21 protein-coding genes are annotated in these 23,683 nt (G+C 34.7%); 7 read left to right on the top strand and 14 right to left on the bottom strand.

Annotated elements, in window-relative coordinates; all coding sequences use genetic code 11:
- Positions 1-19 precede the first annotated feature (19 nt).
- Both hepT and J5U23_RS09020 read right to left on the bottom strand, forming a co-directional pair.
- Positions 20-391: a type VII toxin-antitoxin system HepT family RNase toxin gene (gene hepT, locus J5U23_RS09025; protein ID WP_244988857.1), complete on the bottom strand. Its 372-nt coding sequence runs from the start codon at positions 389-391 to the stop codon at positions 20-22.
- Complete coding sequence (locus J5U23_RS09020) at positions 388-795, bottom strand: nucleotidyltransferase domain-containing protein (RefSeq protein WP_218257849.1); 408 nt, start codon at positions 793-795, stop codon at positions 388-390. Before J5U23_RS09020 ends, hepT begins: the two co-directional genes overlap by 4 nt.
- A gap of 281 nt (positions 796-1,076) precedes the next feature.
- Between J5U23_RS09020 and J5U23_RS09015 the strand changes: the two genes are divergently transcribed.
- From J5U23_RS09015 to J5U23_RS09000, 4 genes are all read left to right on the top strand, one after another.
- On the top strand, positions 1,077-1,550 hold the full coding sequence (locus J5U23_RS09015; RefSeq protein WP_218265961.1) for a PaREP1 family protein: 474 nt from the start codon (positions 1,077-1,079) through the stop codon (positions 1,548-1,550).
- 299 nt (positions 1,551-1,849) lie between these two features.
- Positions 1,850-2,506 carry an IS6 family transposase gene (locus tag J5U23_RS09010; protein ID WP_218267523.1) on the top strand — a complete coding sequence of 219 codons (657 nt, stop codon included), beginning with the start codon at positions 1,850-1,852 and terminating at the stop codon, positions 2,504-2,506.
- A gap of 554 nt (positions 2,507-3,060) precedes the next feature.
- The gene (locus J5U23_RS09005; protein ID WP_218265960.1) at positions 3,061-3,519 is read left to right on the top strand and encodes a molybdopterin-dependent oxidoreductase; all 459 of its coding nucleotides are present in this window, start codon (positions 3,061-3,063) and stop codon (positions 3,517-3,519) included.
- On the top strand, positions 3,512-4,360 hold the full coding sequence (locus J5U23_RS09000; RefSeq protein ID WP_218265959.1) for a DNA-3-methyladenine glycosylase family protein: 849 nt from the start codon (positions 3,512-3,514) through the stop codon (positions 4,358-4,360). Before J5U23_RS09005 ends, J5U23_RS09000 begins: the two co-directional genes overlap by 8 nt.
- Positions 4,361-5,325: 965 nt before the next feature.
- On the opposite strand, the gene J5U23_RS08995 is transcribed toward J5U23_RS09000, so the two are convergent.
- Both J5U23_RS08995 and J5U23_RS08990 read right to left on the bottom strand, forming a co-directional pair.
- Positions 5,326-6,291, bottom strand: a complete 966-nt coding sequence (locus J5U23_RS08995; RefSeq protein ID WP_218265958.1) for a VOC family protein — start codon at positions 6,289-6,291, stop codon at positions 5,326-5,328.
- A 139-nt stretch (positions 6,292-6,430) separates the two neighbouring features.
- A complete protein-coding gene (locus tag J5U23_RS08990) occupies positions 6,431-7,378 on the bottom strand; it encodes a fumarylacetoacetate hydrolase family protein (protein ID WP_218267522.1) in 948 nt (315 codons plus the stop codon).
- 611 nt (positions 7,379-7,989) lie between these two features.
- Here J5U23_RS08990 and J5U23_RS08985 point away from each other — a divergent pair.
- Together J5U23_RS08985 and J5U23_RS08980 are read left to right on the top strand one after the other, a co-directional pair.
- Positions 7,990-8,583 carry a 2-keto-4-pentenoate hydratase gene (locus J5U23_RS08985; RefSeq protein WP_218265957.1) on the top strand — a complete coding sequence of 198 codons (594 nt, stop codon included), beginning with the start codon at positions 7,990-7,992 and terminating at the stop codon, positions 8,581-8,583.
- A gap of 9 nt (positions 8,584-8,592) precedes the next feature.
- Positions 8,593-9,627 (top strand): zinc-binding dehydrogenase, encoded by a 1,035-nt coding sequence (locus J5U23_RS08980; protein ID WP_218265956.1) that lies wholly within the window; start codon positions 8,593-8,595, stop codon positions 9,625-9,627.
- A gap of 271 nt (positions 9,628-9,898) precedes the next feature.
- Here the strand turns inward: J5U23_RS08980 and J5U23_RS08975 are convergent, their stop codons facing one another.
- The 4 genes from J5U23_RS08975 to J5U23_RS08960 form a co-directional block, all read right to left on the bottom strand.
- Complete coding sequence (locus J5U23_RS08975; protein WP_218265955.1) at positions 9,899-12,115, bottom strand: xanthine dehydrogenase family protein molybdopterin-binding subunit; 2,217 nt, start codon at positions 12,113-12,115, stop codon at positions 9,899-9,901.
- On the bottom strand, positions 12,112-12,597 hold the full coding sequence (locus tag J5U23_RS08970; protein WP_218265954.1) for a (2Fe-2S)-binding protein: 486 nt from the start codon (positions 12,595-12,597) through the stop codon (positions 12,112-12,114). The genes J5U23_RS08975 and J5U23_RS08970 overlap by 4 nt, the downstream gene beginning before the upstream one ends.
- A 10-nt stretch (positions 12,598-12,607) precedes the next feature.
- Entirely contained in the window at positions 12,608-13,471 is an 864-nt protein-coding gene (locus J5U23_RS08965; RefSeq protein WP_218265953.1) for an FAD binding domain-containing protein, read from the bottom strand.
- A 168-nt stretch (positions 13,472-13,639) separates the two neighbouring features.
- On the bottom strand, positions 13,640-16,066 hold the full coding sequence (locus J5U23_RS08960) for a xanthine dehydrogenase family protein molybdopterin-binding subunit (RefSeq protein ID WP_218265952.1): 2,427 nt from the start codon (positions 16,064-16,066) through the stop codon (positions 13,640-13,642).
- 490 nt (positions 16,067-16,556) lie between these two features.
- Between J5U23_RS08960 and J5U23_RS08955 the strand changes: the two genes are divergently transcribed.
- Positions 16,557-16,778: an LSM domain-containing protein gene (locus J5U23_RS08955; protein WP_218265951.1), complete on the top strand. Its 222-nt coding sequence runs from the start codon at positions 16,557-16,559 to the stop codon at positions 16,776-16,778.
- A gap of 36 nt (positions 16,779-16,814) precedes the next feature.
- Here J5U23_RS08955 and J5U23_RS08950 read toward each other — a convergent pair whose 3' ends face one another.
- The 6 genes from J5U23_RS08950 to J5U23_RS08925 form a co-directional block, all read right to left on the bottom strand.
- Positions 16,815-17,318, bottom strand: a complete 504-nt coding sequence (locus J5U23_RS08950; RefSeq protein ID WP_218265950.1) for a (2Fe-2S)-binding protein — start codon at positions 17,316-17,318, stop codon at positions 16,815-16,817.
- Positions 17,319-17,368: 50 nt separating this feature from the next.
- Entirely contained in the window at positions 17,369-17,983 is a 615-nt protein-coding gene (locus J5U23_RS08945) for a cupin domain-containing protein (protein ID WP_218265949.1), read from the bottom strand.
- 2 nt (positions 17,984-17,985) lie between these two features.
- Positions 17,986-18,540 (bottom strand): cupin domain-containing protein, encoded by a 555-nt coding sequence (locus tag J5U23_RS08940; RefSeq protein WP_218265948.1) that lies wholly within the window; start codon positions 18,538-18,540, stop codon positions 17,986-17,988.
- A gap of 431 nt (positions 18,541-18,971) precedes the next feature.
- A complete protein-coding gene (locus J5U23_RS08935; protein ID WP_218265947.1) occupies positions 18,972-20,162 on the bottom strand; it encodes an MFS transporter in 1,191 nt (396 codons plus the stop codon).
- A 125-nt stretch (positions 20,163-20,287) separates the two neighbouring features.
- Complete coding sequence (locus tag J5U23_RS08930) at positions 20,288-21,622, bottom strand: MFS transporter (RefSeq protein ID WP_218265946.1); 1,335 nt, start codon at positions 21,620-21,622, stop codon at positions 20,288-20,290.
- Positions 21,623-21,777: 155 nt separating this feature from the next.
- Positions 21,778-23,007 (bottom strand): amidohydrolase family protein, encoded by a 1,230-nt coding sequence (locus J5U23_RS08925; RefSeq protein ID WP_218265945.1) that lies wholly within the window; start codon positions 23,005-23,007, stop codon positions 21,778-21,780.
- Positions 23,008-23,683 lie beyond the last annotated feature (676 nt).

The following is a 23,683-nucleotide window of genomic DNA, read 5'->3' as shown; positions in this document are numbered from 1 at the left end:
GGATCTATATCCCTTTTCTTTAACTCCTCGATAATTTTAACGCTAGTCTATAAACTTTCTCGAATTCCTTCCCGACTATTATCCTTTTAACTATTTCTAAGTTAACTGACACATATTCGTGGATCGCAATATTCCTAAAGCTTACTACACGTCTATAGAACTCGAACTCTTCTTCATTTATTATCCCTTCCTCCATTAACTTTCTACCCGACTCTATATAACCTTCTGCCTTAAGTCCAAGTTCTGAACATCCTCTTTGCACAATGTCTATTAAAGCTTGTGCTTGGGACTGGAGTAAGTATATCCCAGCGTAAAAGCTCCTCCAATCATCTAACGTTAATTCCTCTAACTTCTTAGTGTATTCACTTAGTGTTTCAAGTAACGATTTTATAACTCCAATAACCTCCTCACCGCCCTTATTTGAGTTTCATGTAAATTTAGTTTTTCATAGTCTATCATAAAGTCTAGGCAGATGTTCCTCATCCTTAACCACTGTCTTGCGTAAAAATCCTTATTATCGTAAAATACTACTTTGCCTTTATTCAGTATTTCAAGGATTAATACACAAGGCAAATTCTCGAAGAAATTTAAAGGTACTACGTCAATCATATCCTCCTTAACTTTTAAATATCTTGAGAGCACATAAATTAGATCGGATAAATACTCCAGTTTAAATTCTGAGAAGTATACTGCCAGATCCCAGTCCCCTTTGATAACCTTTCCAGTAACCCTTGAACCGAAAAGTATTGCGAATTTAACGTTATAATGCGTCCAAGGGAAGTTTTTGAAGTCCACAAGATAAATTACTTTGGCTCACCTTTTATTTTTATGGGAGGTATTGTGGAGTATTTAGGAATGATTTAGTATTTTTATAATAGTTACAAAAGGAGTAAAAAGGACTAGCTTTAACTTAGGATGTTGAAAATGAGCTAGACCCCTTAGTATTCATTAAGAATAAAGACTATATTAATGAATCCTGGAAATTTCGATAAAAAGTTACCATTATTTTAACTACTAACTTTCCTTAGAGTACATAAGTAGATAAAACTTTATTTTTAAAAGATTATTCTTACTGCATGCAAGAATTGCCGAAGCCCTGGTTTGATATTATAGGCTATAAGAGAACTAGAATAGAAGAAGCATCCTTTGAATCTAAAATAGCTGAGGAATTCCTCAAGGAAGTACTTTTACGTAATGCTGCGGGTAAGGCATTCCAAGCATGGAAAGCTTTGTTAGGTGCTATGCTAGTGGATAAAAGAGAAGTATTATTAAAAAAATATCCGGGTAAAAAGAAATTAAGAGGGAGGAAAGTTGTGGAATTTGCAGATTGGCTAATAGCTACAATCCCAACTTCTTATATGGAAGAACTGTCTCTCCTCCTTGGAAAAGATATCAACCTAGTTACTAAATTGGCCTTAGCAGTTCATGAGTATAAGTATAATGGTATCGATAGGGATACTATACTAAGCCCGTTTAGAACCGATGAGATTGCAAAAGAGAACATACTAAATTTGATAGAAGAGATAAAATCTAGATTGCAAAAATTATAAAGTTTTATTATTGAATTTAATAGAAAATGCCGGAATTTAGATATAGTGTCGTCATTAATATATGAATTTATTAAAAGGGAAGTCTCTGGAAATAATAGGTACAAAATAACGTTTTGTATGCCTTTTAAGAGTGTGGACAACAATTTTGTTAATTCAAAATAAATTATATGAACTGCTCGTGTTCTATTAATAGAATGCGACGTAATACCTTTTTAGGGTGAGCACGGGAGTATTAATTGGGTGATACTACGGGAACTAGGTGGAAAGTTCCCGTGCTCACCCAATTAATATTAGTTTTAATGGAGTATATTAATCTTAAGCCTAGGTTTTACTCTAGTGAGGTAATAGCCTCGGCTTTGGCTAGTTACCTCTCGGGTTTGTCTTCTTGGAGGACTTCTTTGCCTCATTCTACCTTGTTGTACTACTTGAGGAGGTTGAGCTGCATTAAGTACGTAGTGCCAATTAGTGGTTTTTATGCGGTAGACGAGACTAAAATTATGGTAATTAAGGGGCAGTATTATTACGTGTGGATTGTGAGGTACGTAAAGACGGGTGCAATACCTTTCTTCATGGTGACGAGCTCGAGGAGTGGAGTGCACGTACTGATAGTCTTGACGAGTGTGAAGAATGCGGAAAAGGAGGCTGAGAAAGTGCTCAAAACGAGGATAGACAAGGTAATCTACCTACACGATGGGGTAACAATCTATAATGCATTCACTTGGCTAAACGTGGAGCACAAGAGGGTAACGTTCAACGAGAGGGACTACGCAGAACAAGGATTCAGGAGCTTAAAACACAGGATATCCTCAATGGATTTTCACTTCCCGTGGAACACTAATAGGTTAACGCTCACGAGGTGGTTATCAGTGTTCTTCCTAGCTTATAACGCGCTTTACGCTCCAGTATATTTGCCAGATAGGGGAGTGATAATAAATGTAAATATTCCAAATGAATGAAATTGTTGTCCACACTCTGTTTGTTGATAGATAACTTTAACTTCTCAAGTGCTAATTGTTTATTGAGGGACTCCAACCCCATAAAAGGCGGCGAGGGAGTCGCCACAAAGGGGCAATGGAGCCCCTCACTTTAAGCTTGTTCTTCCTCTTACCAATCATTGATAGTGCCGAACATAGTATATTACCTATTGTGAATGAACGTGATTTTCTCCCTTTATTGCATATTAATTTGATGTTTTCCTATATGATTATAGAAATAATCGTTTTTTATTTCTTCTATGACATTTTTTATCTTACACAGAAATTGTATTATCTTTAATAAAATTGATAAAACCTCACTGGACAAAGTTTTAGAAGATCTAGTGTCTCAATTGAAAAGTTTGAAATTCGCATTTAGATAAAGATAAAAAAGTTTGATAATTTTTAATATTAATTGTTAGTAAGTTTCTTAACAGTTAAAATTTTTCTAAATGTTCCTTCTTCATTTAAACGAGAAGATTGAACTAATAATTTAGGTTAAGTATTTAAATATTATGACGCTACTGTAGTTAATTATGGATGACTTTGTACTTAAGATTTACGGCTTAGTAGAAAAGAATCTTAATCTCACACTTAGCGATATTAGGGCTTTACCGAAAGTGGGTTTAACGTTTGATTTCAAATGTGTCGAGGGATGGGAAATTAAAGACACACAATGGCAGGGTGTTAGAGTTAGGAATTTACTTTTACTGGCCAGACCGTTAAATAATGCTAAATACGCGATTTTCAGAGCAGGGGATTATACTATAACCTTAAGTTTAGAGAAGCTTATGGAAGATAATGTAGTTTTAGCTTACGAATATATGGGGAAACCATTGTCAAAGGAAAAGGGAGGACCAATAAGGTTAGTATTTCCCTCCCAATACTGCTATGAAAGTGTTAAATGGTTAAGGGAGATAGAGCTAACTGATGTTTATAAGGAAGGAACCGAGAAGAAGATAGCCTTATCCAGAATTGGGAAAAGCGATGCGTAGTATAGAGATAGAGGATATAGTGCCTCCTTTCAATTTAATTTATACTGCTTGGCTTTTGAAGAGGGTGAAGAATAACAAGGTAGATGAGATATTGCCCGATAAATCTTACGTTAGGGTATTCAACAAGAATGTAATAGTTAAAGTAAAGCAAATTAAGGGAGTCCACGATCCTAAGCTCAGAGTTGAGATTTTAGGTAATGAAAAAGTTGACGAGGAAAATACAATTAGGACTTTGAGGAGGGTTTTAGGGTTAGACGTCGATCTAACGAATTTTTATAATAAGATTTTGAGTAATCAGTATTTTTCTAACTTAGCTAGAAAATTCATTGGTGCAAAACCGGTAGTTTTTCCGACCCTTTTAGAGACGATTATCAATGCAATTTCCTGTCAACAGATATCACTTAACGTCTGTTTAACTTTAGTTAATAAACTAGCTGAAAAATACGGAGGAAAGGTCATGCTAGATGATATGCAAATTAACGCCTTTCCAACTATTGAAGATTTGATTGAGACTAAACCTGAAGATCTCAGAAAGATAGGTTATAGTTCCAGAAAAGTTGAGTATATATTGAATGCTGTAAATGCCTTAAAGAATAATGACAGTTTCGAATCAATTAAGGATTTAAAGGGATTAGGAAAATGGTCGATAAACTACATACTGTTAAGAGGATTAGGAAGGATTGATGTAATTCCGACTGGAGATGTCGGATTCAGAAATAAGGCTAAGAGATTTTTAGGAGTAGATAACGTTGAAGAGATACTTTCTCCTGTTAAAGAATATTCGGGGATGATTTATTACTATTTACTTTTAGAAAATCTTTCTGAAAATAAATTTTTATGATACTTTTCTTAGTAGGAGTGAAAAGAATATAACTTTAACCAATACAAAATATAGAAGAATGTCTGAATTAGTATAAATAGTTAGTGAATTAAACTTGATAAAAGTTAATAATAGATAACGTAACGATTGTAGATAAAATTTTTTCATGCCATCCTCTTCCTTGGGTACGTCATGAGACTTATCAACTCAATAGTTAGTATAATTACGAAAATATAGGTTAAGGGGGCGAAAAGCTTCACCATTTATGGAGATGGATAGTCCCCTTATATCTAAATACCCCTTTGTCGAGATATCCTTTAGTAGTGCTAATGACGCTCTTCCCCAGCTCGATTAAGGGCTTAGTGGGACTGTGGGAGGAGCAACTACCATTCCTCTTCTCTCTTTCATGGGATCCAGAGGCATTCTATGACGGATCTCCACATTTAGGTGGGGGAGTTCTGATACCCCCCTACTGCTCCTCAAATGAGAGATGTAAACCCGAATCAATGAGGGGAACGATGAGCCCTCTGGGAGGGAACCCTCTGACTCTTCCAGTGCGGTGAGACGTCAGGAGTTAAAACTAGATGGCAAAACTTCTCCTCCATTGAGATAAGAGCATATTCAAGGCTGTAATAGGTATTAATTCAACACTTTAATTCCTTAAAACTCGATTGGGTTTAAGTCGGGAGTGGACTTTATTGGAAAAATCCTTGCACTTTTAGGTTACGTTAAAAATATTTTAAAAGATTGCTTTACTTCCTAAAAATTTCTTAATAATAATGGCTAAAAATATATAGTTTAATGAAAATCACTTATATATTTCATACAAAATATTATGACTATTTAAGGTAAGGAATATATTTGAAAATACTATCTGGAGAATAGGGATGCAAGAAGAGCAAGGTAACGCTGAGCTGAGAAGAAAAAAGTTAAATAATGCAAAAATTACGTAAATTTCAAGGAAGTATTAGTAGTTGTTATGTATTCTATCGCTTGTAGTGACTCTCGGTTTTTATTTCTCCGGTAAATATATCTTCAACTGGCATAACATCATTAAGTACAGAGAATGGGAATGGTCCCCAGAAGTCGCCTTCAGCACTTAGCAAACTTATGGGATACTCTAAGGGAGGTAGTTTATCTGGGTCTAAAATGAAATAATCTTGAGAAGATAGTTCTATTCTATTTCCATCTAAATCTCTGAAATAGGCTGTAATTGTTGAAGCTGCTCTATGCTTAAATACTCCAGTCTCAACACATTTCTTTAACCCTTTAGAACCCAAAATATCGGCAGCCCTTATTATATCATCAACGTTTTGCACGGAGTAATTAATATGACTTAATGCTGGAACGTTCTTATCGTATTTACCAATTGCAATCTCGTGGGAGTGTCCAAATTTCGTAAGAAACGCTATCACCCGCTTACCTTCGTTATCTATATATCCTTCGGTTTCATAAAAACCAAATACATTATGATAGAATTCATATTCCTTATCAATGTTATTAACCATTACAACTGCATGATCTATTTTGACTGGTCTTGCACCTCTTTGAATTGAAAATTGTAGACGTTGAATTCTGGGGTCCGCCACATATTCCATGTTATAATATAATACTATGGGTATTCCAGCAAGTGATTCGAAAATTATTGCATCTTCTACTGCCTCTTCTTTAAACTTCCTAACCTTTAGATTATATTTCTCAATTAGCTCTTTAGCTTTATCTAGTTCCTCAGCTCTTCTAACCCTAAAACCTAAATAACTTAAGCCGGGAGAACTAGCTCGTTTTAGTACTAGGCTATGATGTTGACCTTCCTCAATGCCCCTTAAATATGCATATTCACCTTTAGTTTCTGTTTCTATGAATCCTAATAGATCCCTATAGAAATACAAAGCTCTCTCTAAATTAGTAACTCTTATACATGCGTGGGAAAGTCTTAAAACATCTATTAACATATCTTCTACACCACATAGAAAGTAAGCTTTAGCGCTTATTTAAGTTTTTTCCTAACATTTAAGTTAAGTGTATATTTTAGTTTAATTCTATTTTTATTTTTTTTATGGCTATTATGATAATCACGATAATAATAAAAAATTATATCCATTTTTCTTCGACTAAGTAATTTCTTAATACACCTATATTACTAATCTCAGCTTCCATTACATCTCCGGGTTTAAGGTATTTTCCAGTAGCTAACGCTACTCCGGGAGGAGTACCAGTGGATATTACATCTCCAGGCTTTAACGTTATTCCATTTGATAAATACTCTATTACTTGGTCTATTTTGAATATCATGTCCTCTGCATAACCTTCTTGCCTAACCTCTCCGTTTACCCTTAAGGTTAATTTTAATGAGTATGGATTGGGTATTTCATCCTTTGTGACAATCCAAGGACCCATTGGAGCCCCAGTATCCATACCTTTACCGTGAACCCATCTCTGTCCGTAAGGGTCAGAAACTTTAGGCCAACCTGGAGGAAGTTGCCTATCTCTAAAACTTACATCATTAAGGATTGTATAACCAAAAACGTAGTTGTAGGCTTCTGATGACTTTATATACTTACACTTTTTACCAATTATTACTGCTAACTCAACTTCATGGTCAACTTTAGTTGAGGACTTGGGTATTAAAACAGCTTGATTATGCCCAATAAGTGCGTTAGTGAATTTAGTAAATATATATGGTTCATCAGGAGGCTTGGCACCAGCCTCACTTCCATGTGCTCTATAATTAACAGCCAACAAAAAGATTTTCTCTGGATTTGGAACGGGTGGATAATATGTAATATTATTAGGATCGAAAAATATTTTTCTACTATCATCTTGTTCGTTCTTATTTATTTTATTAATTAAATTATTTACTAAATTTATAGCTTCTTCTCCACCCTCTATTAAAGCTTTCATGTCAAAAAACCAGTTGGGTGGTTCAGCGCTATATATAACTCTATAGGCATTAACTAAGTCAACTATTTTACCATTTAAGTATACGCCAACTCTCTTACTCTCATTTGGAGTAGGAGAGAAAAATAGCAGTTTTACCATTATGGGTCTAATAAGTAGCTTAATTAAACATAGTAATAAACTTTTCTTGAAGCTCATCTTTTCATCATATTATTAGAGCTCTAACTTGATTATTACACTTTAATATTCTAAGGTTTTTCTTCTTTCTCTCTTGGCAGTCTTAAATTCACTTAATAGCGAAGAGATGTGAGGGGTAAAGCTTTAGGAATGGTAGCTCACATTATGAATGATAGGGGTTGCACTCAAACAGTCATCTTGCTCGATAGCTAATCGTGAAATTATTGGAATAGCGTAAAAATTCCCCTTTAAAGACATTTATATAACTAGAAATAAAGGGGAAAATGTTACTTATCAAACGTTCAATTGCAAGATCCCTTGTATGGAGTGCCCTAACCTTAACTTAATTAATACTTCTTTACCTAAGTTTAAATCTTAAGCCTATACTGCTTTGAAGGAAAACTTAGCAAAGCTTAATTGAAGGAGTACAGTATATTAGAGGTAATCTGATATAAGTTTACAAACAGATATCAAATAGGATGTCTACATGAAAGCACCTCCCAACGATTAGATGAAAATCTTTTTAAAAGACTTTTCGAAAATCTTTTTAATAACTTTTTATTTATTAGATATTGATGAATAAAGCGGAACTCTTATTTAATGCCTATAGGAATAGGAGTGAGATAATACCATTTCCATTAGCTGAGAGTGAAGCTAAAGAGGTTGGAAAAGAGTTTGCAAAAATGCTTGTAAATAGTGAAGGTTTAGGTGGTTATAAAATAGCTAAAAGTGGAATAGGGGTGTTGACAAAACCCATGATTACAACAAGCAGTGATATTGAACTATGGTTTAAAAGTCACAAATTAGAGGTAGAGATAATAGCGTTAGTCTGTAATGGTACAGTAGAAAAGACATTTCTCGGATTAGAACTGCCAGCAACGAGATTTACAACTTGGGAACTTCCTTCATATTACGCAATAGCTGATAACGTTCATGCTGCTAGATTATATGTAGGCCCAGAAATAGATCCACCATATGGTTCCTTTAAACTTTATATAAATGATGCATTAGTTGGTGAGGGAGAGCCTAAGTATAAGCTAGAAGAGAGAGTAAGAAAGGATATGGAAGGATATGTTTCATTAGGAGTGTTCATAGGTCCAATTAGCATCTATAAGGGAGATAGGGTAAGAGTTGAGGGGAAGAAAGAGATTAACGTAAAGTTCGTTTAGTGATGAATTATGAAAGCAGCGTTTATCCGTAAATATGGTGGGCCAGATGTTATAGAATTTAATGATATTGAAGATCCTCAAATAGATGATAACAGTATCTTGGTGAGAGTTAAAGCTGCTTCAGTTAACAGTTTAGATGCAGTAGTTAGAGTAGGTGGATATAAGCAGTTTGTGAAAAAATTCCCTCATATTTTGGGAGTTGACTTCTCGGGTATTGTAGAAAAAGTAGGCGAAAAAGTTAATACTGTTACAGAAGGTCAAAAAGTTATAGGTTTCCCAATACTTCATGATAATTCATGTGAATACTGTAAAGAAGGTTATGAAAATCTTTGCAAATCGTTCGGTGTAATAGGAAGGGATATTAACGGATCCTATGCGGAGTTAATTTCAATTCCTAAGGAAAATGTCATGCCATTTGATTGGGATTACATACAAGCTTCAACGATACAATTATCTTTATTAACTGCATGGCATGCCCTAACTAAAAGAGTTCAGCTGAAAGAAGGAATGAACGTATTTATTTGGGGTGGAAGTGGGGGAGTTGGTACGTTTGCCATTCAAATAGCTAAACTATTTAAGTCTAATGTCATAACTACCACAAGCGAGGAGTGGAAAGCTAAAAAACTTAAAGAGATTGGAGCTGATTTAGTGATAAATTATAAGGAACAAGACGTTTTAAACGAAGTCATGGATTATACAAATGGAAGGGGGGTTGATGTGGTCTTTGATTCGTTAGGGCCAGATACGTTAAATACATCAATTAAAATCACAAGAAAAGGAGGAGATATTATAGTCTTAGGTGTTGGTATAAAGGAGAGTGATTTAACTCCTATAAATTTAAGGAATCTATACATTAAGTATATAAGAGTTCATGGAACTGTTATAGGGACTAAAAAAGATCTAAAACAAGTTACCAATTTAGTTAAAGAAGGTAAAATAAAACCTGTGATAGATTCCGTCTTTAACCTTAAAGATGTTAGTGTAGCTCATAAAAAATTAGAAAAGGGGGAGAGAGTAGGTAAAATAGTTTTAACAATAAGTTAATTGTTATATTTAATTTTTGCTACAAGTATTAATAATAATATATATCAATATTATAAGAAATTATTACTTAATTTATCTATATTATTACTACTCTGACATTTTCCCATGATATCTTTTATTAGATTTCGTAACTCTTTTTAGTCTAAAAGTGTTAGAAAGTCTGATAATGCCAATAGGTTACAAATCCTTCTTCGATGAAGCTGACTCGCAATATTTAATGTCTAGATTTAATATTCTATGCAGAGAGAGGATTCTCTATTAGAAAAATAGTTTATACCTTAGTGAAGACACTTTCGTCTAATTTAGCTAATAATGTTTCTCTCGAAAATGGTAATTCAGTAAGCCTTATTGTAGTGGCATTAAATATAGCATTACCTATACATGCTGGTACTGGGACAATAGATACTTCTCCGAGAGACTTAGGTCCATAAGGATCTTCGGTTTCAACAAATATTACTCTAATATTGGGTATCTTATCTATGGTAGGTAGCCTATACGTCATAAAATTGCCATTTAACAAGCTTCCGTCGTAGTCAGAGAATATCAGCTTCTCATTTAAAGCCATGCCTATTCCCATTACAATTCCCCCTTTAACTTGATTTTCTGCAGTTAGATAATTAACTATTTCTCCAGAATCATGCACTGCTAAATAGTCAATAACGTTGATCTCTCCAGTTTCAGTGTCAATTTCTACTTCACAGAAGTGGGCAGCAAATGATAGTCTCTCCATATTTTTATCCAATTCTTGATTAATTCTTACAAATGTTTCCAAATAATCAGTTTTAGTTTTAGTCAATAGATCTCCAATATCGATTTCAATTGAACTATCTAAGGAAACTACTTTCCCATTCACTATTTCCAAATGTTTTTTCTCTATTCCAGTAAATTGTGATGCTAGATTTAGAATCTTTTCTCTAAGTTCTAGTGATGCCTCTTTTACTGCGTTTCCTGTGAAAGAAGTAGTTCTACTTCCAGACTCCCCAATTGAATATGGGGTATTCTCAGTATCTCCCCATATTATATCTATATTCTCTATTGGAACGCCTAAATAACGAGATACTATCATTGCCATAGTAGTCTTAGCTCCAGTACCTATATCAACTACTCCTACAAATAGTTCAACTCTTCCATCAGGCTTAAGTCTTATTTTAGCCTCGCCATATCCAACTCTTGCATGCCACGCAGCCATAGCCATACCTACTCCTCTAACTATTTCTCCCTTTTTTGGCTTTTCTGGTTTTTTCCATCTGTTATACCAGTTAAATTCCTTAGCACCTCTTAGTAAACACTCTCTTAAACCATTTGACGTTAAATTTGAACTATTATGAACTTTAGTTACAGCGTTTTTTAATCTTAAATCTAGAGGATTAACTCCTAGTTTATATGCTATCTCGTCGATAAGGGATTCAGTAGCAAAACACGATTGAGGGCCGGGAGGTGCTCTCATATGTCCTGTGGGTGGTGTATTAGTGTAAACCGCATATATTTCAGAATACCATGATCTCGTAGAATAATAACTCTCAGGACCTTCTACAAACTTACCTATTGCTCTAGTATAGGCTCCAACATCCGCGTATGCCTTAATTCTAAAACTTAATATAGTTCCGTCCTTTTTAACTGCAGCTTCTAAAGTCTGATCTGTTCCCCATCTTCCGTGAACTAAGGAGAATTCGTCTTCTCTACTAAATTCAATTAGCACTGGTCTTCCGGTTCTTTTAGCTAAGATTGCTGCGATTAAATCGTAATTCATATCGCTGGCTTTATTTCCGAATCCTCCTCCCTTGTAGTATGTTATAACTCTAACGTTTTCAATAGGTATTCCTAAATCTTTAGCTAGTCCCTCTCTACAACCGAATATACTTTGAGTAGCAGCAACTACGGTGAGTCTATTACCTTCCCACCAAGCTAATGATGCAGCAGGTTCTAATTGTGCATTAGCTACTCTCGATGTTTTGAAATTACCTTTAAATATTAAATCAGCCTCTGCGAAATCCTTTTCTATATCGCCATATGAAATTACAAGTGGTCCTTTTACATTTCCATCTTCCCATATTTTAGGTGCATCAGGTTTCATTGCGTCTTCTATTTTAAAAATCGCTGGATATTCCTCGTATTCTACTTTCACAGTTTCAGCTGCAATTTTAGCTGAAAATTTTGTCTCTGCAGCTACTGCACCAATAATATCTCCTAAGTATCTTACATGATCAGTGAAGACTCTCCTCCTATGAAATTTCTCTCCTGCATTCCATATTGTATTATCATCGAAGCAAGTTACAATATCTTTTACACCTTCTATTTTCTTAGCTTCATTTACATCTATCGACTTAACTTTACCGTGTGGAATCTTACTCTTTATCACTGCACCATAAAGTACATCTTTAACATTCCAATCGGCAACGTATTTAGCTATCCCAGTAACCTTATAAATTGCATCAATCCTTGGATGTGATTTTAATATCTCTTTTCTAGCTTCAGTTATTGTTATCATGTTTTCTCCCTGACTTTTTGCGTAGCATATTTAACTGCTTGAAGTATATTATTATATGCACCACATCTACATATATTTCCAGATAATGTCTCTTTTATATCTTCTTCTATGATTTCACCTTTCATATTTAAAATTAAAGATTTAGCTGAAATTATTTGGCCCGGAGTACAGAAACCGCACTGTAATGCATCGAACTTTATGAAAGCCTCTTGTAATAGATCAAGATTGTTTTCGGAACCTAATCCTTCTAAAGTAACTACATCTGAACCGTCAACCTCTACAGCTAGCATAGTACATGAGCATATTGCCCTATTATTAACAAGTACGGCACAAGCTCCGCATATTGTTTCGTCACATCCTCTTTTTGGACTCGTTAAATGAAATACGTCTCTTAATAAGTCCAATAGAGTAAGCCTAGTATCTACGATTGCAGATACCTCCTTGCCATTTAGCTTAAAAACTATTTTTCTAGTCTTACCCAATTTCTCACTCTCATGCCATATTATAGGCTTCGTTTATTGATCTTCTCAAATAAACTTCCATCACCTTTTTAATGTAATTAGAAGAGAATTCTAAGGTGGGGGACGGATTATATATTGATGATGCCAATTTGGAAGCTTTATAAATATTTTCCTCTGTAGCCTCCTTTCCTTTTAAAAATTCCTCAATTTCTTTAGCCCTTACTACAGTATCAGCAACACCACCTAATGCTATTTTAATATCATCGATAGTATTTCCACTTCTTCTTATTAGAGTTGCAGTTATTAAAAGAGGAAAGTCTCCATGCGAGAGACTAAGCTTATTAAATGACCATCCATAGTTTTCTTTTGGAATTTTGAATCTAATTGACTTCAAAACTTCATTTTGTTTTAAATTAGTCGTGAGTGAGCCTAAAAAGAACCTATTAGCATTAACATATCTAACAGCTCCCCTACTAACTATTTCCATTTCGGCGTCTAATAGTACTGATATCACACATAGATCTGCAGCTGGATGACCAAACACAATACTACCTCCAATCGTCCCCCTATTTCTTACTAACTGATGAGCTACTTTCCTCGATGCGTAAGATAGTATTGGTAGATGCTTTTTGATCAGATCAGACTCGGATATTTCTACATATTTAACTAAGGCTCCAATCCTAATCAATTGCCCATCTTCTTCTTTTATGAATGATAGGTCCGATATTTTCTTTAAGTCTATTATACTAGAGACTTTTATCAAATTCATCTTGAGCATGGGTATTAAACTTTGACCACCGGCTAGAAATTTGAAATCCTCCCCAACCGATTCTACAATATCAAATACTTCGGCTAGAGAGTTAGGTGCATAGTAATCAAATGTTTCAAGAATCATAGGAATATTAAGTTAATTATACCTAAAAAATCTTTTTCCTTTCAGTCATGAATTTAGGATTAAAAAGAGAATTTTAACACGTTACCCCATTAGTTCGATAGATACAGAATGATCACTTTAATAAGATATCTCAAAATCAGATTTTTATAGCCTAGTTAAAATTTTCGCTCATTTATTAAATGGTTTAGTCTTACTTAAAGCTTCTTGTATTAGATTATGGATTTTTTCTGGAGTCATTGGTAAACTTCTAACTCTTATTCCTAAAGGTTGTAATGCGTCTTCTACTGCGTTAGGGAGTGCGCATAGCGGTCCAAACGTCTCTCCTTCGCCAATACCTTTAATTCCTAATGATGACCTCGGCGAAGGTGTCTCTGTGTGTGATATTTCTACGTTTGGAATTTCCATTGCTGTGGGTTTCCCATAATCTCCATAACTAGTTGTTAGCAGTTGCCCATTTTCATCGTATTTGAACTCTTCGTAAAGTGCAGCTCCTATTCCGTGGAATAGACCCCCATGAACTTGACCCTCAACTACTAATGGGTTTATTATTTTTCCTATGTCATGAACTATTACGTATTTTAGGATGTTTATTTGCCCAGTGTCAATATCAACCTCTATTGCAGCTATATGGACACTATTTGGGTATGTTAAGTATCCCGTTGGAGAACCATGTCCAGTAACTAATTGATGTAATGCTCCAACTTCATACTGTGCGTTTTGAACGAAAGCTTCCATGGCTTTTTTAGTACTTCCTATCACTGTAACCTCTAAACCTGCCTCAATGTCCGGTAAGAGACCCGGATTTTGGTAAGCCATCTTAGCTAATTCAGCAATACTCACGCTCTTAGAGGTATCGTATTTATGGTATGCTTTTCCATCAGCTAATTCTATTAGATCTGGATCTACGTTTAGCTTTGATGACGCCAGCTTTATTAATCTTTCTCTTAATCTCTTTGCAGCCTCTACTAATACTTCAATATCTGGTCCAGAGAACTTATTTGCATGAGTACCAGAATAAGGTGTCCATGGATTTCTCTCAGAATCGAAGTGTAGCATTACAATGTCACTAGGACTAACGCCCAGAAAATCCGCTAAAATTTGAGTATATGCAGTAGCATGAGATGTTCCCATATCTGGGGATCCAGATTCTACAAATACTTTTCCACTAGGATCCATCTTAACTTTAACTCCTTCTATCTCTCTAGCAGTTGCTGAGGCGCCGTGAACGTAAGAACATATCCCTATTCCTATGTATCTTCCCTTACTTCTCATTTCCTTTTGATATTCTCTCCATTTCTGGTATTCAAATATTTCTAGGGCTTTACGCAATACTTCAGCGTAATTTCCACTATCGTATACTCTTCCACTTGGAGTTACATAAGGGAATTTATCCTTAGGTATGAAATTCTTAAATCTTATTTCTGCTGGATCCATCCCTAGTTCTCTAGCAGTTATATCAATTATTCTCTCTATAATATACACTATGCCCGGCTTTCCTACGCCTCTATTTGGCATTGAGGGGCAAGTATTAGTTAAAACTGTGTCACTAGTCCATTCTATATTTCTTATGTCATAACATCCATTAATTAAAGTAGCATGCATAGACGCATAAGTTCCTGCATATTGTATAGATGCGCCATCATCATTAATATCATGTAACTTGAAGCCTAAGATTTTACCATCCTTTTTCACTGCGACTTCGACATACGCTACTAATCCCGCAGATATACCAGCTGCCATCATATGCTCGGTTCTTGTTTCTACATACTTCACATAAGTCCCAGGAAGTTTCCTTGCCAATAGTGCGGAAATTACCAGTTGCCTCCATGGTCTTGTTTTTATCCCAAAACCACCTCCAATATCTGGGATAATAAGTCTGACTTGAGTAGTTGGTACTTTTAACATTTGGGGTAATACCATCATTGCGTGTCCAGGCATTTGGACATTAGCCCAAAAAGTGTACTTATCACTGTTTTTATCGTATTGAACTACTACAGCAACTGGCTCTAATGGGATTGAACTGTATCTTTGCAAGATCAGTTTTTCCTTAACTATAAGATCGGCTTCCTTAAATGCTTTTTCAACTTCCCCCCACTTAGCTTCGTAATGTGCAACTACATTTGTCCCGTAAGATTCATAGAGGAGCGGAGCATCGGGTTTCATGGCATCTTCTGGGTTTATAACGGGTTTTAACGGCTCATATTTTACCTCTATAGCCTCAATTGCATCTTCTGCAGTAGCCTTATCCACTGCAGCTACTGCAGCTATAGGCTCACCCATATATCGTACTTTATTCACAGCTAATACATATTCTTCCGGTTTAAACTTAGATACAGCATAAGCTGGAATTGGTGTTGTATATTTAAGTGCGTCTTCCCCAGTTACTATTGCCTTAACTCCAGAAATCTTTAATGCCTTGCTCACATCAACTTTTAACAATTTAGCATGAGCATAAGGACTTCTCAGTATAGCGACGTATAAAACTTCGCCGGGGAAATCTAAATCATCTACGTAAACTCCTTTTCCCGTTATAAATCTATAATCTTCCACGGTTTTCATAGGTTTACCTATCCATCTATAGTTTTTATCCTCCATGGCTATTAGATTAGTTTATTATCGTATTAATAAGTTTTCATGAAATTCTTGTATGTTCATAAATCATAAAATAGAGAAGAGAGGTTCAAAGAGGGTTTTGGGATTGTTATCAATCTTTTTTTGAGACAGAAATGCGATATTAAATGATATAGTCTTTTTCCTTCCCACGATTACAAACTTAGGTTTGTTAGAGATGGAGCATATAGAGCCTAGTAAGTGGGAAGAGAATATAACTTTTATCAATGCAAAATATATCTTGTTACTTCCATTATCTAGCTCATTTTCAATATCTTAAATTGAAACTAAGCCCTTTTACTCCTTTGTAACTATTATGAAAGAGACTATAAGAAAATACTATAAGTTCCACGTTAACTTTGACAAAAATTGAAGCAATCTACAAAGCAATTAATTATAAAAAGGCATTAAAATCACATCAACGAAAACGGAAAATTAATTTATCTCTTTAACCATAATTTAAAACTTGAAGAATATGTCTGATGCTAAAATAGTTTTAGAAAATTTATTGGACAAGAGCATTTTAATAATAGTAAGATGGGATATAAGGATAAAGGGTACATTGAAGGGCTTTGATAATCACCTTAATGTTTTATTGACTGACGCTGAGGAGATAATAGATGAAACTAAAAGTAGAAAATTAGGTACTATAGTAATTAGAGGGGATAGTATAACTTATATTTATGCGGTTGAGTAGTTATTTCCTTGCTGTAACCTAGTTATTAGCGTTTGATTAAACTTTAGATTTCTTAGCGGAAATGATCTCAGATGCTCGCTTGATTGCCTTAATTATGTTTAAGTAGCCAGTACACATGCATAGATTGCCAGATATACCTTCTCTTATCTCCTCTTCTGTAGGATTAGGTTTTTCATTTAATAACCAAAACGTCTCTAATATCATACCGGGAGTACAATAACCACACTGCAATGCATGATTTTCCCAAAAGGCTTCTTGAATAGGGTGTAACATATCATCTTTAGCCAAACCTTCTAAAGTTATTATATCTGAGCCATCAGCTTCTATTCCCAGAACTGTACACGATTTTACGCTTTTACCATTCAATATAACAGTACAAGCACCACATTGACTAGTATCACAACCTATATGAACGCTCTTGAAACCCAATTCCCTCAATACCTCTACTAATAATTTTCTAGGGCTGATCTCAACTTCATGAATCTGTCCATTTATTCTTAGTTTAATTACACTCTTTTTATCTGGATCATAAATTTTCATATATATCCCCCCTTTAATTTCTGTAAGGAAGTATTTAAAAAATTAATCTCTTAACTTGTTTTTCCGATTTTCTTGGCAATATATTCAATTAATTTATCTGGTGGTAAAGACTTAGCTTCCTCATATTCAGGTGCTGATTCTAACTCTTCTAAGTCATTTAGCCCAGCCCATTTATATAACCTACTCATTGCCACAATTAATCTAGCTGGCCTATTATCAGAGGAATTGAAATGTTGATGGATAACATTAGGAGGTATATAGATCAAATCTCCAGCTTTCCACTCAAATCTTTTAACCTCATCTGAACACTGGAGATTATAACCTTGCTCAGTTATGTCAAAATCGCAATCTTGATGTAAGTCATAACCTTTACCCTCTATTACATAAACATACTCTTCTGCAAGATGCCTTTGTTTACCCGAACGGCTACTGGGAGGTATTATTAGCATGTATGCATCTAATGTACGTAATGCTATATCCATTTTCTCATTGGCTAACCATTTTATTATACCATGAGGAGTAACCTCCCACGGCATTTCCCATGGTTTAATGACTTGCTTCCTCTTTTCCTTATAGGGCCATCCATGAGCACTCTTCAATAATTCGCTATAATAATTTGAAGAAATGTTACCTAAAAGCCATTTTTTAGACTCTTCCCATGCCATTATTATCCCTCTGTATTAGGCTCTTCTCTTGGTGTGTAACCTAAATCTTCTTTAGGTCTCGGTTTTACCGTTTTCTGAAAGATCATATTCATAAAGATGAACATTGGTTTTGTCTTTATTACTACTGCTCTTACTGGTTTATTGGGGTCTGCATTAAAGTGTTGGTGTACTGTATGGTTTGGCACAATCACTACATCTCCAGCCTCCCACTCTAGTTTTTCACCATCATGAATATCATATCCTTTTCCATCTAGAATATAAAACATTGCCTCATTAACGTGTCCATGCATTTGGGAGTGCGCACCAGGTGCATACTCTTCAACATGTATGTGTAAAGTCTGACCTAAGCCATCTTCTGGCACTAACATGTGTTTACTAAATACTTGTGGTCCATCAACCCAAGGAACTTCTTCAGCTTTAATTACTCTAGGTAGTGATCTTAATCTTTTTAACTCTTCCTTAAGACTGTATTCACCAGTTATACCTCTTAAGAATACTCTATCCGCTCTACCTTCTTCTTGATACGGAACTCTCGATTTAGATATTTGCCCATTCATATCTAATGACTTGTAAGATTACTATTTAAATTTTTTGAGGAGAAGTGTTTTGTTGATTTGTTCAAATTTATTTCGTAAATATGATATGATAGAATGAGAATTTATCAGTAATTAATATTTATTTCAAGATTCTTCTCAAGCTCACACCCTAATACTAGGAGTCCTACTAGCCATAGAATCAGCTATAGTCTTTTTCATAATAGTCACAAAAGAGTAAAGGGGCTAAGTTTAATCTAAGGGATATTGGGGAATTATGATTTGGATATATTTTGTATTGACAAATGCATTTTCCCTTTGTATTTGCTAGGTTCTATATGCTCCATCTCTAACAAACCTAAGTTTGTAACCGTGGGAGGAAAAAGACTATAAACTCTTACTTTAACTTTAGTGGTATTTGCTTCTGTACTTAAATATATTTCCAAAGGAATAGATTATTCTCCAAATAGTGGTGTTCTAGATTGTTTCTTAGGTTTAGGAAGTTTTGCGATTAAGGCTAAAGCTACTACGGCAAATGTAATCATTATAAGTAATGCTCGCTCAATTCCAATAAATTGTGATAAAATTCCGGTTATTAAGGGACCTATTGCACCGCCACCGGTCACCCCAATACCCCAGACTAACGAATTAGCGAACCCTACTGAACGTCTAGGCACTAAATCTCCAGCTAGTGAAAGGAGAAGGGGAAACCCTGTAAATGTTAGTAGACCGAAGAAAAATAGGATGAACGGAGAGGGAAAGTCTATGAATAATATAAAAGTGGCTATAGATCCTATACCGCTTATTGCTAATGTGGTTCTCCTACCTATTGTATCTGATAGAATTCCCATTAGAGGTTGTCCTATGATGGAACCAGCGTAAGCAGCTGTGACCATTAGACCAAGCGAAACATTATAGTGATAGCCATAGTCTAAGAGTAAAAAAGATGGTAAAAACTGCATGACGGATCTTTGAAAAGCGCTTCTCAAAAATGCAATTATTGAAAGAATAATTATGGCTAGTATAGGCGCTTTAATGGGATCTGCTGTATCACTTTTTTTAGACCTAATGCTGGCTATAGTTGAAGTTAAACTTAAATCTAAAGGTATAATAAAAACTACTAAAGATACAGAAAGTGAAATCAGACTCACAAGCCATAACGCTATGGGCATACTTCCAAAAATTGTAAATAATAAAAGAGAAACTGTAGGATATAGTGTTCTCCCTAAGCTTCCTAAACTGCCATTAATACCCATAGCAGTCGCTGTATTGTTGCTGAAAACGGAGTAAAGAATTTGAGAACCTAAGGGATGATAAAATGTTGAAGAAATTCCGCATAATATTATCGACACGGTTATAAGTAGTATTGAAGAAATAGATACAGAATAACCTAGTAATGTGAGTCCAATAGCCCAAAGCAGTATTCCAATTCCAATACCTCTTTTCGGCTTGTCAGTAACGAGTTTTACGATTATTGGTGATAATAATGCAGAAGTTCCATAATATATTGCAGCGAAAACACCTATTAAGAGACTCTGAACGTGGAGGTGAGATATAAGAAAAGCGTAAAGTATGGGTAAAACTTGTCCGTTGCCATCATTTATAAAGTGTCCCAGTGATGTTAATACTAAGCTTCTTACCTTCATATCTTTCTCTTCCCTTTAAGTAGTTAAAAACTTTACTTTTAATCGAACTATTTTTATGTTTGATTTGATATATAACTGTAAATACAACTCCGTAATAACTTATGAAAAAATAATATTAGTAAAGACTAGTCTTCAAGTTGCTTGCCTTTAGTTTCAGTTATAAGTATAGCAACTACTATTATTCCTATTATTCCTAAGATGACGTTACCTAATGCTATTACTGGCCATGCATTTAGTGGGCCCCTATATGTTACGAGAAAAAGTGGATAAAGGACACCGGCAATTGCAGAACCTATGAGACTTGCTACTTGAAAAGCAAATCCTCCACCAGAATACCTATATCTCGTAGGAAATATTTCCATGTAAAATGTAGTAAGTGCAGATGTGGTACCTAAGCTTACTGAAAATATTACTACCAGAGTTTGCTCTAAAATTATAAAAGGCAAACTTCCGGTTCTTAATAATAACCACGCTGGATAGCTTATGGCAATTGATAAAATTAAGGATAATAGCAACATGAATTTCCTTCCAATAACGTCACTAAATAGACCAGATAAAATGGTAAATACAGCACCTATGATATACCCTGCAAATTGAGCTAAGAGAATATCTTGAATAGGAATTTTGAGTGCTTGAATAAAAGCTATTGGAATTGGTCCTCCTCCTTCAGATAGAGCTACAGCAATAAGTGGAGCATTTAAGAAACATGCGGGCAATAGTATTTTCCAATATTTTCTAAATAATTTAATTGCCGGTGACTTCTCTACTCGCCCTTCTTGTTTTAATTTAGTAAAGAGGGGTGTTTCTGAAATTATATACCTTAAACCTATTCCTATTATCAGCACTAGAGCTCCAATGTAAAATCCTATTCTCCAAGCATAATTAATAAAGTCTCTTATCCCATATGTGTCTAGAAGTATTAAGAAAACTAGTGGAGCTAACGCATTACCTATTGGTAAGGAGCTAGCCACTATACTATTCCATAACCCTCTCCATTTGGTATTAGCTGAAAACTCAGTAATTATGGTTTGTGCACCTCCATATTCACCACCCATTCCAAAACCATAAATTAATCTAAAAAGCAATATCAATGCTGGAGCTAGAATACCTATTTGTTTATACGCTGGAGTTAGACCAATTCCTATTAAGGAACCGCCAGTCAGTATAAGTGTTACTATTAACATTACTTTCCTCCCTAACATATCACCGTAATTTCCTAATACGAAGGCTCCAATAGGTCTTGTAAAATATCCTGCAATATACGTTATAATAGATGCAGCTAAAGCTGCATTTCCTGTAAGATAGTTAAAGAATATAACAGGCCATACTATTGCAGATACTGTAGCTGATAAGAAGAAATCGTACCAATCAATTATTGATCCTACCATTGAGGCAATAGCTACTTTGATTCTCTCTTTAGTATTTATCTTCTTAATCTCGCTTTTTTCCCCTTTACTCATAATTCATCCTTGAATCATATTTAACTTTTAGCCCTTAATAAAGATTAATGCAAAACAAAGCTTTCAATTTTCATAACTAGCTATTTGTTTTAAAGATAACAATATATTTTGAATTACTCTAACATAAATTTAAAAATATTGTGTATTTTAATGATTTATGTTTCTAATCCGAACAGTTGTTGAGCGTTATCTTGTAGAATTTTTCTTATCTGAGCATTTGTAAGTCCTGCAGGCTTAGCAACGCTCTCTATAAATATGTTTAAATTATCCGGGTAATATGATATGTCCGCAATATGCGGATAATCGGTTGCAAACAATATGTTATTTTCTAGATTTAATTTATTTATTGCTAATCTAAGGAGATCTGGATCATCATCTGTTTCTACTGTGACAAAAATATTACCAGCACTGATGTACTCCGATGCTAATTTTTTAACATACGGGTAAGGATCCATTCCTAGAACTTCTAAATACGACTTTCTTATTGAATTAATCTTCTCTAAATTCTCGTCTAACCACCAACTCCAATATGGTAACCACCCCACTCCTGTTTCTGTAAAGATTACCCTTAAGTTAGGAATCCTCTCAAATAACCCTTCACTAATTAACCCAGTTAAGCCAATCATTGCAGCTAATGAAAATCCAAAAGTCCTAACCTGAAGCCAATTATAAAATAAATACATGAAAGGCATATCTGATACCGCAGGAATTACATGAATAGCAACTGGCATATTTAATTGAGCAGCTCTCTTAAAGAATGGGAAAAAATCCTCATGATATATAGGTTTGTCCGCATAGAAGTTACCTTGAGATACAAAAGTTGGAACAGCAACCCCTTTAAACACACCTAGATCCTTAACCCTTTCCAATTCTCTAACTGCTTCATTCAAATCCTGCAAGGGTACTATAGCATTAGCATATATTCTATTAGTACCACTTTCCTTAACTCTATTTGCCACGTAATTATTATAAGCTCTCGCTAACGCTGCGGCATATCGTTTATCTCTTAAATTGTAAATTATTAATCCAGATGTGGGATTAACTACTTGAAAATCCACTCCCATTTCGTCTAGATCAATTAACCTTCCTTTAATATCGTTTAAAGAAAAATTCTTCGCCTTAAGTTTAGGATTCAGCAAACCCCATTTAGGATGATATGTGTGATCTATTAATCCTCTAATTTGTCCCCCAGCAAATCCGAAGGGTCTTGTATATAGTTTGCCATCAAAAACCCAATATCTAGTATCTGATTCAATATCCTTAACTATCATAGGCAATTTATATCCAGGTTCTAAGAACTTTTCAAAGTCTTCTGGTGACTCAATAATATGCGAATCACAATCTATTACGCGAATATCTTTAACTTCCTCCGGCTTATCTACCATTAAATCACCCATAACCCTAGTGAGTTTTATCATGAAATGGATATAAAAATATTTCTTTGCACTGCTTTATGGATCGTTTCAATCTTTATCTGAGCAAACGTTAAGCTTACTTTTAATCTACCGCTTGATTTTGAATTTAAGAAAATTTAACGAGCGCAATATCTAAGAATCTACTATAGGATTGATGAGAGTGCTCCCGTCTGGGAAAATATGGCGAGCCTCATAACCGAAGCAAAATCTTCTGCGTGACAAACCCCTTCATATGACTGTGATTATATTTACCATATAAGTGTGAAAGGAGGTAGGGATATTAGGAATAACCCTCGTTTAACTAAGACACCTTAGCTAAATCATCATCAATGAATACAAGTTAATAATAGAGATAAAAAGGGATTTCTACATTTACCATAAAGAGATAATATTTTAAAACCTCTTTTTAACTCCCAAATTTATACCAAGGATAGTTTTATATGAATGCAATTCATAGTGTAGTCATTAGGATACAAATTTGTTAAACGACTATGTTGTCTTTACAAAGAGTATGGACATTAAATAAGGTATATTATATGTCAAGAAGTTATAGAAATATAAATCACGCGACGGCGACGCTATGATGCAATTTAACATATATTATGAGTTATCAATATATTAATGAAGTATGAGAAATAGTTAAAAT

Source organism: Saccharolobus shibatae B12 (genome assembly GCF_019175345.1).
GTDB lineage: Archaea > Thermoproteota > Thermoprotei_A > Sulfolobales > Sulfolobaceae > Saccharolobus > Saccharolobus shibatae.
This window is presented reverse-complemented; position numbering and strand designations above follow the sequence as displayed.